Source organism: Erwinia sp. PME.40.26/001, assembly GCF_055556675.1.
This window is the reverse complement of sequence record NZ_JBVHNP010000001.1, coordinates 41303-54216: the sequence shown is the minus strand read 5'-3', so window position 1 is coordinate 54216 and position 12914 is coordinate 41303. Positions and strand designations below refer to the sequence as shown.

15 protein-coding genes are annotated in these 12914 nt (G+C 55.2%); 1 reads left to right on the top strand and 14 read right to left on the bottom strand.

Features of this window, described 5'->3' with window-relative positions; all coding sequences use genetic code 11:
* Window positions 1-239: 239 nt before the first annotated feature.
* The 13 genes from ACZ3HG_RS00305 to yceD all read right to left on the bottom strand — a co-directional run bounded on the left by ACZ3HG_RS00305 (window position 240) and on the right by yceD (window position 10765).
* Window positions 240-1031: a metal-dependent hydrolase gene (locus ACZ3HG_RS00305; RefSeq protein WP_191933171.1), complete on the bottom strand. Its 792-nt coding sequence runs from the start codon at window positions 1029-1031 to the stop codon at window positions 240-242.
* Window positions 1032-1041: 10 nt separating this feature from the next.
* The gene (holB, locus tag ACZ3HG_RS00300) at window positions 1042-2040 is read right to left on the bottom strand and encodes a DNA polymerase III subunit delta' (RefSeq protein WP_191933172.1); all 999 of its coding nucleotides are present in this window, start codon (window positions 2038-2040) and stop codon (window positions 1042-1044) included.
* Window positions 2037-2669, bottom strand: coding sequence for a dTMP kinase (gene tmk / locus ACZ3HG_RS00295; RefSeq protein ID WP_191933173.1), 633 nt, complete (start codon window positions 2667-2669; stop codon window positions 2037-2039). Before tmk ends, holB begins: the two co-directional genes overlap by 4 nt.
* Complete coding sequence (yceG, locus tag ACZ3HG_RS00290) at window positions 2659-3684, bottom strand: cell division protein YceG (RefSeq protein WP_191933174.1); 1026 nt, start codon at window positions 3682-3684, stop codon at window positions 2659-2661. Before yceG ends, tmk begins: the two co-directional genes overlap by 11 nt.
* Window positions 3685-3696: 12 nt before the next feature.
* Window positions 3697-4497: an aminodeoxychorismate lyase gene (gene pabC, locus ACZ3HG_RS00285; protein WP_191933175.1), complete on the bottom strand. Its 801-nt coding sequence runs from the start codon at window positions 4495-4497 to the stop codon at window positions 3697-3699.
* 129 nt (window positions 4498-4626) lie between these two features.
* Window positions 4627-5868, bottom strand: coding sequence for a beta-ketoacyl-ACP synthase II (gene fabF, locus ACZ3HG_RS00280; protein WP_191937276.1), 1242 nt, complete (start codon window positions 5866-5868; stop codon window positions 4627-4629).
* Between the two features lie 88 nt (window positions 5869-5956).
* Window positions 5957-6193 (bottom strand): acyl carrier protein, encoded by a 237-nt coding sequence (gene acpP, locus ACZ3HG_RS00275; RefSeq protein ID WP_004157115.1) that lies wholly within the window; start codon window positions 6191-6193, stop codon window positions 5957-5959.
* A 154-nt stretch (window positions 6194-6347) separates the two neighbouring features.
* A complete protein-coding gene (gene fabG / locus ACZ3HG_RS00270; RefSeq protein ID WP_062743729.1) occupies window positions 6348-7082 on the bottom strand; it encodes a 3-oxoacyl-ACP reductase FabG in 735 nt (244 codons plus the stop codon).
* A gap of 13 nt (window positions 7083-7095) precedes the next feature.
* On the bottom strand, window positions 7096-8025 hold the full coding sequence (gene fabD / locus ACZ3HG_RS00265; protein ID WP_191937277.1) for an ACP S-malonyltransferase: 930 nt from the start codon (window positions 8023-8025) through the stop codon (window positions 7096-7098).
* A 16-nt stretch (window positions 8026-8041) separates the two neighbouring features.
* Window positions 8042-8995 (bottom strand): beta-ketoacyl-ACP synthase III, encoded by a 954-nt coding sequence (locus ACZ3HG_RS00260; RefSeq protein ID WP_191937278.1) that lies wholly within the window; start codon window positions 8993-8995, stop codon window positions 8042-8044.
* 6 nt (window positions 8996-9001) lie between these two features.
* Entirely contained in the window at window positions 9002-10036 is a 1035-nt protein-coding gene (gene plsX / locus ACZ3HG_RS00255) for a phosphate acyltransferase PlsX (protein WP_191933179.1), read from the bottom strand.
* A gap of 22 nt (window positions 10037-10058) precedes the next feature.
* On the bottom strand, window positions 10059-10229 hold the full coding sequence (gene rpmF / locus ACZ3HG_RS00250; RefSeq protein WP_003849870.1) for a 50S ribosomal protein L32: 171 nt from the start codon (window positions 10227-10229) through the stop codon (window positions 10059-10061).
* 14 nt (window positions 10230-10243) lie between these two features.
* Window positions 10244-10765 carry a 23S rRNA accumulation protein YceD gene (gene yceD, locus ACZ3HG_RS00245; RefSeq protein ID WP_062743733.1) on the bottom strand — a complete coding sequence of 174 codons (522 nt, stop codon included), beginning with the start codon at window positions 10763-10765 and terminating at the stop codon, window positions 10244-10246.
* A gap of 142 nt (window positions 10766-10907) precedes the next feature.
* Here yceD and ACZ3HG_RS00240 point away from each other — a divergent pair, with 142 nt between their 5' ends.
* Complete coding sequence (locus tag ACZ3HG_RS00240; protein ID WP_191933180.1) at window positions 10908-11495, top strand: Maf family protein; 588 nt, start codon at window positions 10908-10910, stop codon at window positions 11493-11495.
* 41 nt (window positions 11496-11536) lie between these two features.
* Here the strand turns inward: ACZ3HG_RS00240 and rluC are convergent, their stop codons facing one another.
* The gene (rluC, locus tag ACZ3HG_RS00235; protein WP_191933181.1) at window positions 11537-12499 is read right to left on the bottom strand and encodes a 23S rRNA pseudouridine(955/2504/2580) synthase RluC; all 963 of its coding nucleotides are present in this window, start codon (window positions 12497-12499) and stop codon (window positions 11537-11539) included.
* Between the last annotated feature and the right edge of the window lie 415 nt (window positions 12500-12914).

Genomic DNA, 12914 nt, shown 5'->3' with positions numbered 1-12914 from the left:
CTCTTACGGGTGGGGCAATTTATATGCCCTCGGTATTTATTACGAAGAGTAAAATAAATCCGTTCAAATTTGTTTGATGGCTATCACGTTTCGTTGAACGCGCACCATTTCCTGAGAAAAAGCGGCTCTGAATGGCCCCTTTTTTGCTCAAAAAAAAGGCAGAACCCGTTTTCATGGCGCTGCACTTTACGACTTTTAGCTATTAATTACGAGCTCTAAAAGAAATCCTGCGCGGTGAGTCAGTCCGTCAGACGTGACATCGGTACGTGGAACAGGCGGGAAAAGTTTTCCGTCGTCACCTGCGCCATCTGCTCAATGCTCACCCCTTTGACCACCGCCATATATTCCGCCACGTCGCGGGTATAAGCAGGCTGATTTTCTTTACCACGATGCGGTACCGGGGCCAGATACGGCGAGTCGGTTTCCACCAGCATGCGATCGAGCGGGACATAGCGCGCCGCTTCACGGATCTGCTCTGCATTACGGAACGTGGCAATTCCGGAGAACGAAATATAGAACCCCATATCCAGCAGCTTTTCCGCTGTCTGACGGTCTTCCGTAAAACAGTGCAGTACGCCGCCGCACTCTTCTGCTTTCTCTTCCTGCAGAATGGCCAGCGTGTCCTCACGGGCATCGCGGGTATGCACGATCACCGGTTTGTTCAGATCGCGGCCCACGCGAATATGTTCACGGAATGACGCCTGCTGGCGGGCCATCGTCTCCTTCTGATAGAAATAATCCAACCCGGTCTCCCCCATCGCGACAACGCGCGGGTGAGCAGCCAGCTCGCGCAGCTCCGCAAAGTCGTACGCCTCTTCCTGATTCAGAGGATGCACGCCGCAGGAGTAGGCCACACGGTCACGCTCACCGATCAGCTCAACCATTGCCTTGTAGCCCGGCAGGGTTGTGGCTACCGCCAGCATAAATTTCACATCACGCGCGGCCGCTTTTGCCAGCACATCGGACACGTCCTGATGCAGGGTTTCGTAGTTCAGGCCATCAAGATGGCAGTGTGAATCAACTAAAAACATAATGTACTCTCTAAAGCGGTGAAGCGGCTGAAGCCGGTTTAATCATTATTTCCCAGCTCAACAGCTGTTCAGTCAGTAACAGTTCGCGGTTAACGGCGACAACCGTTAACAGGCGGTCACGGCAAATCATCCATTGCCGCAGGCTGGCATCGAGCGCACTGGCGGGAAGCATCCCGGCGATATGCATCACTTCACTCTGGCGATCAACATTGGTGATAAAGGAGGCACCGCCCTGTTGCCATTTCACCGCATCCACCAGTAATGAACAGAGCCAGCCTATGCGCTGCGCGACATTATCGTGGTGCAGCACCGGGAGCAGACTCAGCATATCGCCCTGCAGGGCAGCAGGCAGCGCCTGACAAAGCAGATCGCGCTGATGCCAGGTTTTTTCTTCCAGCAGCGTTAGCGCTGCCGCCGGCGCACCCGCCGACAGACGCAGCGCGGCAGCCCGTTCGTTCACCCCGGCAGGGCACTGTTTCTGTAACCATTGCAGGCTCTGCGCTTCATCCGGCGGTGCCAGATGCCACAGCAGACAGCGGCTGCGCAGCGTGGGTAGCAGCCGGGAGGGCTCACGGCTGCTGAGTAAAAACCAGGTATTCTTCGGCGGCTCCTCCAGGGTCTTCAGAAGGGCATTGGCTGCGGCCTCCGTCAGTTGCCCGGCATCCGGCAACCAGACCACCTTTGCCCCACCCTGCTGGGCGTGATGATACAGCTTCTCGGTCACGCCACGAATAGCATCAACCCCGAGAGAACTCTTGCCCTTTTCCGCCTCCAGGCGATACCAGTCAGGGTGCGTTCCAGCCAGCATCAGCTGGCAGGCATGGCATTCCCCGCAGCTTTTCAGCCCCTCCGGACGCCTGCACATCAGCCAGCGGCTGATCCCCCAGACCAGCGCGTCATCGCCCATTCCCGCAAGGGCCTGTATCAGCAGTGCATGATGGCCACGCTGCTGTTGATGCTGACTGAGGATCTGTCGGTAGCTGTGATTCAGCCACGGATACCAGTTCATTGCTGTTCCTGTAACCACTGGCCAAGCGTCTGCTGCAGTGAGGCTGTCACCTGGGCCAGCGGCTGCGTGGCATCCACCGTTTTAATGCGGGGGTCGGCCGCGGCGAGTTGCAGATAGCGATCGCGGGTGCGGGTAAAGAAATTCAGGGACTCCTGTTCAATACGATCGAGTGCCCCGCGCGCCCTCGCGCGCTGCAGGCCAATCTCCGGCGTCACATCCAGATACAGCGTCAAATCCGGGGCGAAATCGCCCAGCACCGCCTGCTTCAGGCTGTTCATCAGCCCGGTATCCATCTGCCGCCCGCCGCCCTGATAGGCCTGCGAAGAGAGATCGTGGCGGTCACCCACCACCCAGGCACCCCGCGCCAGTGCGGGTTTGATGACGTTCTCCACCAGTTGAACGCGTGCGGCATACAGCATCAGCAGTTCGGCGCGATCGGTAACCGGTTCATCACTGATCCCCTGCTTGATCAGCTCACGCAGTTTTTCCGCGAGCGGAGTACCGCCGGGTTCGCGGGTGAAAACAATGTCGTTAATGCCATGGCGCTGAAGTTCGCTGACTACCGCATCACGGGCGGTGGTTTTCCCTGCGCCTTCCAGACCTTCAATAACGATAAATTTACTGTTCATTTTTTTCCTTCATCGCCAGGCGATAGACCTGCACGGCTTTATTATGGCTGGCCAGATTAGTGGTAAAGGTATGTCCCCCTTTCCCATCGGCCACAAAATAGAGGAAGTTGGTCTTATCGGGATGTGCAGCGGCAGCCAGCGAGGCTTTACCCGGCATGGCGATTGGACCCGGCGGCAGTCCGTTGATGGTATAGGTATTATACGGCGTCGGCGTTTCCAGATCTTTACGCGTCAGGGTGCCCTTGTAGCTTTCACCCATGCCATAGATAACGGTCGGATCGGTTTGCAGACGCATTCCAAGGCGCAGCCGGTTGATAAAGACCGAGGCAACACGGGTGCGTTCGGCGCTGACAGCCGTCTCTTTTTCAATGATCGAGGCCATAGTCAGCATATCATTTTTACTTTTATACGGCAGGTTATCCATTTTTCCCTGCCACTCGCTGTCCACCAGACTGACCATGCGGTCGTGGGCGCGTTTCAGCAGCGCGACGTCGGTGGTGTTCGCCGTGTAGAGATAGGTATCAGGGTAGAACCAGCCTTCGACCTCCGCCTGTTCCCCTTCCAGCTTTAGCGCTGATGCCACGCTGGCCAGTTTGTCATCTGGCAGGGTGTGTTTAATATAGGGCGCCTTACGCAGCTGGCTCAGCCACTCCTGCATCCGCGTCCCCTCCACGAAGCGCAGTGGGAATTGCGCCTCCTTTCCACTCGCCAGCAGGGCCAGCATCTCGCGAACGGTCATCTCCGGAGTAAAGCGGTAGGTCCCGGCTTTAAATTTTGCCAGATCGGGCTCCAGTTTCAGCAGTACGCCAAACCACGGGCCCGGTTGCACTATATGCTTCGACTCAAGCTGAGCTTCCAGCACCACGCGGCCTGATCCCGCCGGCAGGGTGAATATCGTTTCCCTGTCCACAGTTAACCGGGAATCGGCAAACTGGCGCGTCTGCCAGTAGCCATAAGCCACCGCCAGCAGCACGACGGCCAGTAGCACCACAATAATCTTTCGGAGTGTAGTCATAACGATCCCGCGTCATTCAAAAGGGTGGTTGAGCAGATTAAACAGCTGCCGGGAGGAGTAACACCACTCCTCAGCCTGGTAAACTGGCAGGACGGGCATCAGGGCATTGGTGATCAGCACTTCTTCTGCAGCGGCCAGCACGTCTATTTTTACGCGCACTTCTTTCAACGTAAAGCCCAGTTGAACGACCTGCTGCATAACCCGCTGACGCTGAATACCGTTCACCCCGGATGCACTGAGATCGGGGGTAAACACCTGATTTCCCGTGCGCCAGAATAAATTAGCCGCACAGCATTCCACCAGCATGGCGTCACTGTCAAGCACCAGTGCCTCATCGGCGGTAGTCTGCTCAAGCTCTGTACGGATCAAGACCTGTTCAAGGCGATTAAGATGTTTGATACCGGCAAGGTGCGGGTTTTTACCCAACCTGACGCTGCTGAGCGCCAGCCTGACGCCGCGCTCGCGCAGCACATGATAGTGTGCCGGGTAATCAGCAAGAGAAATCACCCGCGTGGGCTGGCAGCATCCCGCCGTGCTGTAGCCGCGCCCTCCGCTGCCGCGCGTCAGGATCACTTTCAGCACACCATCATCCCGGGTGGCCGCCGCGCCGATCATTTCACTTTCCAGCCGCTGCCAGTCTACATCGCCGATCTTCAGTCGTTCACAGCCCTGCTGTAAACGCGAAAGATGGGCTTCAGTCCGCTGGATCTTGCCCTGATGGATACGGGCCGTTGTGAAACAACCATCACCAAACTGCACTGCGCGGTCGCGGGCTGCAATACTGTCCCGCCGTTCACCGTTGACCCAAACCATGATCGCTCTCCGTTATCGTCCTCTGCCAAGACTACCTGCCAATCCCGCCAGAATCATCTGATTGTCTCATCCAACTCACCATAAAAAAAAGGCCCGCACGGTGCGGGCCTTTCAGTCGGTCGAGCAAACTCAGATCTTACGGAAAATCAGCGACCCGTTGGTGCCGCCGAAGCCGAAGGAGTTACACAGCGTGTACTCCAGACCTTTGGTCTGACGTGCCGTATGCGGAACGAAATCCAGGTCACAGCCTTCATCCGGGTTATCCAGATTGATGGTCGGAGGGACCACCTGGTCACGCAGAGCAAGAATGGAGAAGATCGACTCTATCGCGCCCGCCGCCCCTAACAGGTGACCGGTCATGGATTTCGTCGAGCTGACCATCACGCTGTTAGCGCTGGCACCAAAGACCGATTTCACGGCCTGGGTCTCCGCTTTATCACCGGCCGGCGTTGAGGTGCCGTGTGCGTTGATATAGCCGATTAGCTCCGGAGAGAGTTGCGCATCTTTCAGCGCGTTCACCATCGCCAGGGCCGCGCCTGCACCGTTTTCCGGCGGCGAAGTCATGTGATAAGCATCGCTGCTCATGCCAAAACCAACGATTTCCGCGTAGATTTTTGCACCGCGTTTTTTCGCATGCTCATACTCTTCCAGCACCACCAGGCCTGCACCGTCACCCAGTACAAAGCCGTCACGATCTTTGTCCCAGGGACGGCTTGCCGCCTGTGGGTTGTCGTTGCGGGTTGAAAGCGCACGTGCCGCACCAAAGCCACCCACACCCAGCGGGGTACTGGCTTTTTCAGCACCACCGGCCAGCATGACATCGGCATCGTTATACGCAATGATACGCGCAGCATGACCAATGTTATGCACGCCAGAAGTACAGGCAGTGGCGATGGAGATACTTGGGCCTTTCATGCCAAACATGATCGTCAGGTGACCTGCAATCATGTTAACAATGGTCGACGGAACAAAGAACGGGCTGATTTTACGTGGGCCACCGTTCACCAGTGAGGTGTGGTTTTCTTCGATCAGTCCAAGACCGCCAATGCCGGAGCCAATAGCGGCCCCAATACGGTCAGCGTTCTCTTCGGTGATTTCCAGGCCGGAATCCTGCATGGCCTGAATGCCAGCGACAATCCCATATTGGATGAACGCGTCCATCTTGCGCTGATCTTTGCGCGAGATGAATTCATCACAATCAAAATCTTTTACTAAGCCAGCAAAACGCGTTGCGTAGGCACTAGTATCAAAATGGTCGATGAGGCTGATGCCACTCTGACCGGCAACAAGAGCATTCCAGGTGGACTCTACGGTATTGCCGACAGGAGACAACATGCCAAGACCAGTCACAACTACACGACGCTTAGACACGTTCGTCCTCCAGGGAGGGAAAAGTTGACACTGTGTGGGACGTTCAGAAAAAACTCAGGCGGTCGAATGACCGCCTGGAGATGCTCACTTATGCCTGGTGACCATTGATGTAATCAATAGCAGCCTGAACGGTAGTGATTTTCTCAGCTTCTTCGTCCGGAATCTCGGTGTCGAACTCTTCTTCCAGAGCCATTACCAGCTCAACGGTATCAAGAGAATCAGCGCCCAGATCTTCTACAAAAGAGGCAGTATTAACAACTTCTTCCTGCTTAACGCCCAGCTGCTCGCCAATGATTTTCTTAACGCGTTCTTCGATAGTGCTCATACTATTAAATTTCCTATCAAAACTCGCTTTCGCGATGGTTTTCGTAGTGTATAAAATGTTGAAAAAGATGCAACTAAATCCCGGCTGGTCCAACCACGATTTTACGCTATTTTGCGGCCTTAACCCCAAATAACGCAAATATTTTTCGTGATTTTCAGACCATGTACATTCCGCCATTGACGTGCAGCGTCTCACCAGTGATGTACGCTGCCTCGTCAGAGGCTAAAAATGCAACGGCATTGGCGATTTCCTGCGCGCCGCCGAGGCGACCTGCAGGGACTTCCGCCAGAATGCCCGCACGCTGATCTTCGCTCAGTGCACGCGTCATGTCGGTTTCAATAAAACCAGGTGCCACGACGTTAACAGTAATGCCACGGGACGCGATTTCGCGCGCCAGTGACTTGCTAAAGCCAATCAAACCCGCTTTTGCTGCCGCGTAGTTTGCCTGACCCGCATTACCCATTGTTCCAACGACGGAGCCAATGGTAATAATTCGACCCGCGCGTTTTTTCATCATGGCACGCATTACCGCTTTTGACAGACGGAATACTGAAGTCAGATTGGTGTCCAGGATATCCTGCCACTCGTCATCCTTCATGCGCATCAGAAGATTATCACGCGTGATGCCTGCATTATTGACTAAAATGTCCACTTCGCCAAATTCGGCGCGAATATTTTCCAACACGCTCTCAATCGAAGCAGAATCGGTCACATTCAGCAGCAGGCCTTTACCGTTATCACCCAGATAGGTACTGATAGCGTCGGCACCGCTTTGGCTGGTTGCAGTTCCCACCACTTTGGCACCGCGTGCCACCAGGGTTTCTGCAATCGCACGGCCGATCCCACGGCTTGCACCGGTGACCAGCGCGATTTTACCTTCGAAGTTCATGTTTATCTCCGTGTTATTGTTCCAGCGCCGCTGACAGGCTGGCCTGGTCGTTTACCGCCGCCGCCGTCAGGGTGTCAACAATACGTTTCGTCAGGCCGGTCAACACTTTACCTGGACCCACTTCCAGCAGTGACGTCATGCCCTGCGCGGCCATAAATTCGACACAACCGGTCCAGCGTACCGGATTATACAGCTGACGCACCAGCGCACTGCGAATCGCTTCCGGTGATGTCTCGCACTTCACATCAACGTTATTGACCACCGGGAAGGCTGGGGCGCTGAACGTCAGTGCATCCAGCGCTGCGGCTAATTTGTCTGCGGCAGGCTTCATCAGCGCACAGTGTGACGGTACGCTGACAGGCAGCGGCAGTGCGCGCTTAGCGCCGGCGGCCTTACAGGCAGCACCCGCACGCTCAACAGCTTCTTTATTACCCGCAATCACTACCTGGCCCGGTGAGTTAAAGTTCACCGGCGAAACAACCTGCCCCTGAGCCGACTCTTCACAGGCTTTGGCGATGGACGCATCGTCCAGGCCAATAATAGCCTGCATGGCCCCCGTCCCTTCCGGAACGGCTTCCTGCATCAGTTTGCCGCGCAGTTCAACCAGCTTAATCGCATCAGTAAACGCAATGACACCTGCACAAACCAGCGCACTGTACTCACCCAGGCTGTGCCCTGCAAGCATTGACGGCGCTTTTCCGCCTTTTTCCTGCCAAACGCGGAAAATGGCAACAGAAGCAGCCAGCAAAGCAGGCTGAGTTTGCCATGTTTTGTTCAATTCTTCCGCAGGGCCCTGTTGCACCAGTTGCCAGAGATCGTAACCCAGTGCGTCCGAAGCTTCACGGAAGGTTTTCTCTACAATCGGGTTGGCTGCCGCCAGATCGGCCAGCATGCCTTGCGTTTGCGATCCCTGTCCCGGGAAGACCATTGCAAATTGCGTCATTGTGATTTCCTGTTAATTAAAAGCGAACCAGTGCAGAACCCCAGGTGAACCCGCCACCAAAAGCTTCCAGCAGAATTAACTGACCACGCTGAATACGGCCATCACGTACCGCTTCATCAAGGGCAGTCGGCACCGACGCGGCCGAGGTATTGCCATGACGATCGAGTGTCACCACCACTTTATCCATGTCCATGCCCAGTTTGCGGGCCGTGGCGCTGATAATACGCAGATTGGCCTGGTGCGGTACCAGCCAGTCGATCGACGAACGATCGAGCTTGTTGGCTTCCAGCGTCTCATCGACGATATGTGCCAGTTCAGTGACCGCGACCTTGAACACTTCGTTACCCGCCATGGTGACATACGCCGGCTGGTCCTGGTTTGCACGATCCTGATTCGGCAGCGTCAGCAGCTGGCCATAGCGTCCATCAGCGTGAAGATGCGTAGAGATAATCCCCTGCTCTTCGCTCGCCCCCAGCACAACAGCGCCTGCGCCATCACCAAACAGAATGATGGTACCGCGATCGTTCGGGTCAAGCATGCGGGCCAGCACATCTGCACCGATGACCAGGGCGTGTTTCACCGCACCGTTCTTGATGTACTGATCGGCCACGCTAAGTGCATAGGTAAACCCTGCACAAGCCGCCGCAAGATCGAATGCCGCCGCATCGTCAATCTCCAGCATCTGCTGGATCATGCAGGCTGAACTGGGGAAGGCATGGCTGGAGGAGGTTGTTGCCACCACGATTAAACCGATATCATTTTTATCGATACCGGCCATTTCCAGCGCGCGCTCAGCGGCGTGGAAGCCCATGGTCGCCACGGTTTCATCCGGGCCTGCGATACGACGTTCACGAATGCCAGTACGGGTGACAATCCACTCGTCTGACGTTTCCACCATTTTTTCCAGATCGGCGTTAGTCCGCACCTGCTCGGGCAAATAGCTGCCCGTACCGATAATCTTCGTATACATGTACGCTCAGTCACTCTTAGGTAATACAGCTTGAAGGCGGGCAGCAATCCGCTCGGGAACTTGCCGCCGCACCGCCTGCTCTGCCTGTTGGATCGCTACCGTAAATGCGCGTTGATTCGCTGCACCGTGGCTCTTAATTACGGTACCGCGTAACCCTAACAGACAGGCGCCATTGTACTGGTCGGGGTTGAGATGGCCGAATTTCTTCGCCAGGCGCTTCTGGATCCAGCGCCCCAGTAACCTCAACCACCAGGCCTTCTTTTTACCTTCGCCCTGTGATTTCAACAGCGAAAGAAACATTCTTACCACGCCTTCCATCGTTTTCAACGTGACGTTGCCGACAAAGCCATCGCAAACAAGCACGTCTGTTTTACCGGTAAGAAGATCGTTGCCTTCAAGGTATCCAATATAGTTAAGTTCTGGCGTTGCGCGCAGAATCGCCGCGGCATCACGGATCGAACTTAACCCTTTGGTCTCTTCCTGACCAATATTTAACAATGCCACTCGTGGCCGCTGGATAGCTAAAACTTCTTCAGCCATCACCGCACCCATAACGGCAAATTGCACCAGCATCGCACTGTCTGAGTCAACGTTAGCACCCAGATCCAGTACCACGGTTTTACCCTGATGCTGATGCGGTAACACGGTCATTAACGCCGGGCGAACAATGCCGTCCAGCGGTTTTAATAATAATTTAGCCAGCCCCATCAGTGCGCCGGTATTGCCTGCGCTGATGCAGGCCTGCGCCTGCCCCTCTTTCACCTGCTCCAGCGCAATGCGCATGGAGGTTCCGCGACTGGCGCGGATCGCCTGTGAAGGCCTGGCATCACTGGCAATAACCGATTCGGCAGGAATGATCTGCAGACGCGCCCTGAGGGCAGAATCAGCTTTGGCAAGTAATGACGTGATGGTGTCGGGGTCACCGACCAGAAGGAGATGCAGATGCGGATTAGATTCCAGTGCCTGCAGTGATGCAGGCACTGTCACGCAGGGACCGAAGTCCCCGCCCATGGCATCTATCGCCAGGGTCAACCGTGTCAAAGTAGCGCCGCGAACCGCGGAATTACTTAACGATGACCTTGCGACCGCGGTAGTAACCATCCGCAGTGATGTGGTGACGCAGATGCGTTTCGCCAGAAACTTTATCTACGGAAAGTGCTGCTGTGGTCAGCGCATCGTGTGAACGACGCATGCCACGTTTGGAACGGGTTGGTTTATTCTGTTGTACGGCCATGGACCTTACTCCTATTACTTACGCTTTAAACTGGCTAATACGGCAAATGGATTTGGCTTTTCTGCCTCTGCAGGCAACTTGCCAAAGACCATGTCCGCCTCGGACACTTCACAGTGTTCAGAATCATGCACCGGAACGACAGGCAGGGCGAGAATGATTTCATCCTCCACCATTGCCAGCAGATCGGTTTCGCCAAACTCGTTGACGTTGATCGGCTCGTACGCTTCCGGCAGTGCTTCGGCCTGTTCGTCAGTGACGACCGGGCTGAAACAGTACGATACGTGGACGTGCTGTGGAAATGTCTTGTTGCAGCGTTGGCAGCACAGCGTCACAGAGACTTCGGCCGTACCTTTCAGTACTGCCAGACGCTGTTCGTCAATCGCGAACGACATGACACATTCTACATCACTGTCCACACTCACTACCGACTCAGCAATCCGCTCAACCTGTTCAGGGGTGTAAACACCCTGGTAGTCCAGGCGTTTTTGAGCGGTACGAGCCGCATCGAGAGTCAGGGGTAATTTTACCTTTTGCATAGGGCGCGCATATTAACTTTGTAACGACATAGAGTCAAAGAAAAAGGCCGTATTACGGCATCTTTCACCCATCATTCGCATCCAGTGCGGCGCATAGTTTAAAATGCCTGCCACTGATTCGCTATCTATTATGGAAAAAATAATGCGACAACTGGTATTAGCCTCAACGTCGGATTACCGAAAAGCTTTATTAGCCAAGCTGGAACTGCCCTTTATTACCGCTGCCCCCGAGGTCGATGAAACTCCACTGGCGAATGAAGATGCCACGCAGTTAGTGGTCAGACTGGCCGCCGCTAAAGCCCGGGCGCTGGCAGAACGTTATCCCGACCACCTGATTATCGGTTCCGATCAGGTCTGCGTAGTGGCCGGGAAAATTTGCGGGAAGCCGCATACCGAAACCCGGGCCCGGGAGCAACTGCGCGCCGCCAGCGGTCACAGCGTGGTGTTCTATACCGGCCTGGCACTCTGTGACAGCCGCGACGGCTCATTGCAGGTGGTGTGTGAACCCTTCAGCGTGGATTTCCGCACGCTGACCGAGGGCGAGATTGCCACTTACGTGAGTAAGGAGCAGCCGCTGAACTGTGCCGGAAGTTTTAAAAGTGAGGGGCTCGGCATTACGCTGTTCGACCGCCTGTCCGGACGTGACCCGAATACGCTGGTCGGTCTGCCGCTGATCGCCCTGTGCGATATGCTGCGGGCCGCAGGCGTGGATCCGCTGACGGCATTATAAGGAAGAAAAGGAACAGGACGGCCGGGGCCGTCCATAACGGCTTACAGCGGAAGCGTAGTTTTACGTAAAACCGCCAGGCAACGCTTCAGTTCGTCATCCAGCGGTGCCTCTACCCGCATCACTTCGCCCGTGCCGGGGTGGGTGAAACGCAACGCAGCGGCGTGGAGGAACAGGCGTTTAAGGCCGGTGCCTTTTAGCTGCTGGTCAAACTCCTCTTCACCGTAGCGGTCGTCAAAGGCGATAGGATGCCCGGCATGTAAGGTGTGTACGCGAATCTGATGCGTGCGTCCTGTCACCGGGCTGGCTTTGACCAGCGTTGCCACCGCATAGCGCTCTTCCACCTTAAACAGTGTTTCTGACGGTTTACCTTCACTGTTAACCTTGACGATACGTTCACCGCTTTGCAGGATATTTTTCAGTAAGGGAGCCCGCACGGCTTTCACATGTGAAGGCCACTGCCCGCGAACCAGAGCGAGGTAATCTTTCTGCATGCCCTTTTCTCGCAGCTGTTCATGCAGCGAACGCAGCGCAGATCGCTTCTTGGCCACCAGCAGAATACCGGAGGTGTCGCGATCCAGGCGGTGTACCAGCTCCAGGAAACGGGCATCGGGGCGCAGAGCACGTAATCCTTCAATCACCCCGAAGCTGAGGCCACTTCCTCCGTGCACGGCGGTGCCGGACGGTTTGTTCATCACCAGAATATGTTCGTCTTCAAAGACAATAGCCTGTTCCAGCGCAGCGACCTTCGCCAGCTTCGGTGACAGATTATCATCCTCACGTTCCGCGACCCGCACGGGGGGGATGCGCACCTCATCCCCGGCTTCCAGCTTATATTCCGGTTTGATGCGTTTCTTGTTCACCCGCACTTCGCCTTTACGCAAAATGCGATAAATCATACTTTTCGGCACCCCTTTAAGATGGGTACGCAAAAAGTTATCGATACGTTGTCCTGCCTCATCGGCAGAAATGGCAATAAAATGTACGGCTGGAGTATTGGTTTTCATGGTTGGCGATTCTAAATAGTGCGCTGTGATAGCGCCACCTCTTTTTCTGTGCTTAACTGACGGAGACGGTTACCGCAGGAAGTTGTGACCGGTTTTTAGACAATCTGCTGAAAAGCACTGCAATACGTTCTAAAAGCTGAGAGAAACTTCTCAACGCGGATAAAGTCACCTTGCGATCACCGCCTTAGCAATGGAATAATATCTCCGTTTTTTACGCTAAGACTTGTGAATGCAAGGGAATAGATAGCGTACACCCCTTTGATTTCGTGTTGCAGCGAGGCAGCAGGCGAAATAAACCCTGGAAACGGACATAAGTCGGTATCCGCGGCGAATAAGAGCAGCTAACAGGGCTGTGGCTCGGAAGATTAAGGGTGAGAAATTTTGCAGGATAGCGCATACACGCAGCAATGGCGTA

Coding starts and splice junctions, on each gene's coding strand:
- ACZ3HG_RS00305 (WP_191933171.1), bottom strand. CDS start 1,031: ATGTTTTTAGTTGATTCACACTGCCATCTTGATGGCCTGAACTACGAA.
- holB (WP_191933172.1), bottom strand. CDS start 2,040: ATGAACTGGTATCCGTGGCTGAATCACAGCTACCGACAGATCCTCAGT.
- tmk (WP_191933173.1), bottom strand. CDS start 2,669: ATGAACAGTAAATTTATCGTTATTGAAGGTCTGGAAGGCGCAGGGAAA.
- yceG (WP_191933174.1), bottom strand. CDS start 3,684: ATGACTACACTCCGAAAGATTATTGTGGTGCTACTGGCCGTCGTGCTG.
- pabC (WP_191933175.1), bottom strand. CDS start 4,497: ATGGTTTGGGTCAACGGTGAACGGCGGGACAGTATTGCAGCCCGCGAC.
- acpP (WP_004157115.1), bottom strand. CDS start 6,193: ATGAGCACTATCGAAGAACGCGTTAAGAAAATCATTGGCGAGCAGCTG.
- fabG (WP_062743729.1), bottom strand. CDS start 7,082: ATGAACTTCGAAGGTAAAATCGCGCTGGTCACCGGTGCAAGCCGTGGG.
- fabD (WP_191937277.1), bottom strand. CDS start 8,025: ATGACGCAATTTGCAATGGTCTTCCCGGGACAGGGATCGCAAACGCAA.
- ACZ3HG_RS00260 (WP_191937278.1), bottom strand. CDS start 8,995: ATGTATACGAAGATTATCGGTACGGGCAGCTATTTGCCCGAGCAGGTG.
- rpmF (WP_003849870.1), bottom strand. CDS start 10,229: ATGGCCGTACAACAGAATAAACCAACCCGTTCCAAACGTGGCATGCGT.
- yceD (WP_062743733.1), bottom strand. CDS start 10,765: ATGCAAAAGGTAAAATTACCCCTGACTCTCGATGCGGCTCGTACCGCT.
- ACZ3HG_RS00240 (WP_191933180.1), top strand. CDS start 10,908: ATGCGACAACTGGTATTAGCCTCAACGTCGGATTACCGAAAAGCTTTA.
- rluC (WP_191933181.1), bottom strand. CDS start 12,499: ATGAAAACCAATACTCCAGCCGTACATTTTATTGCCATTTCTGCCGAT.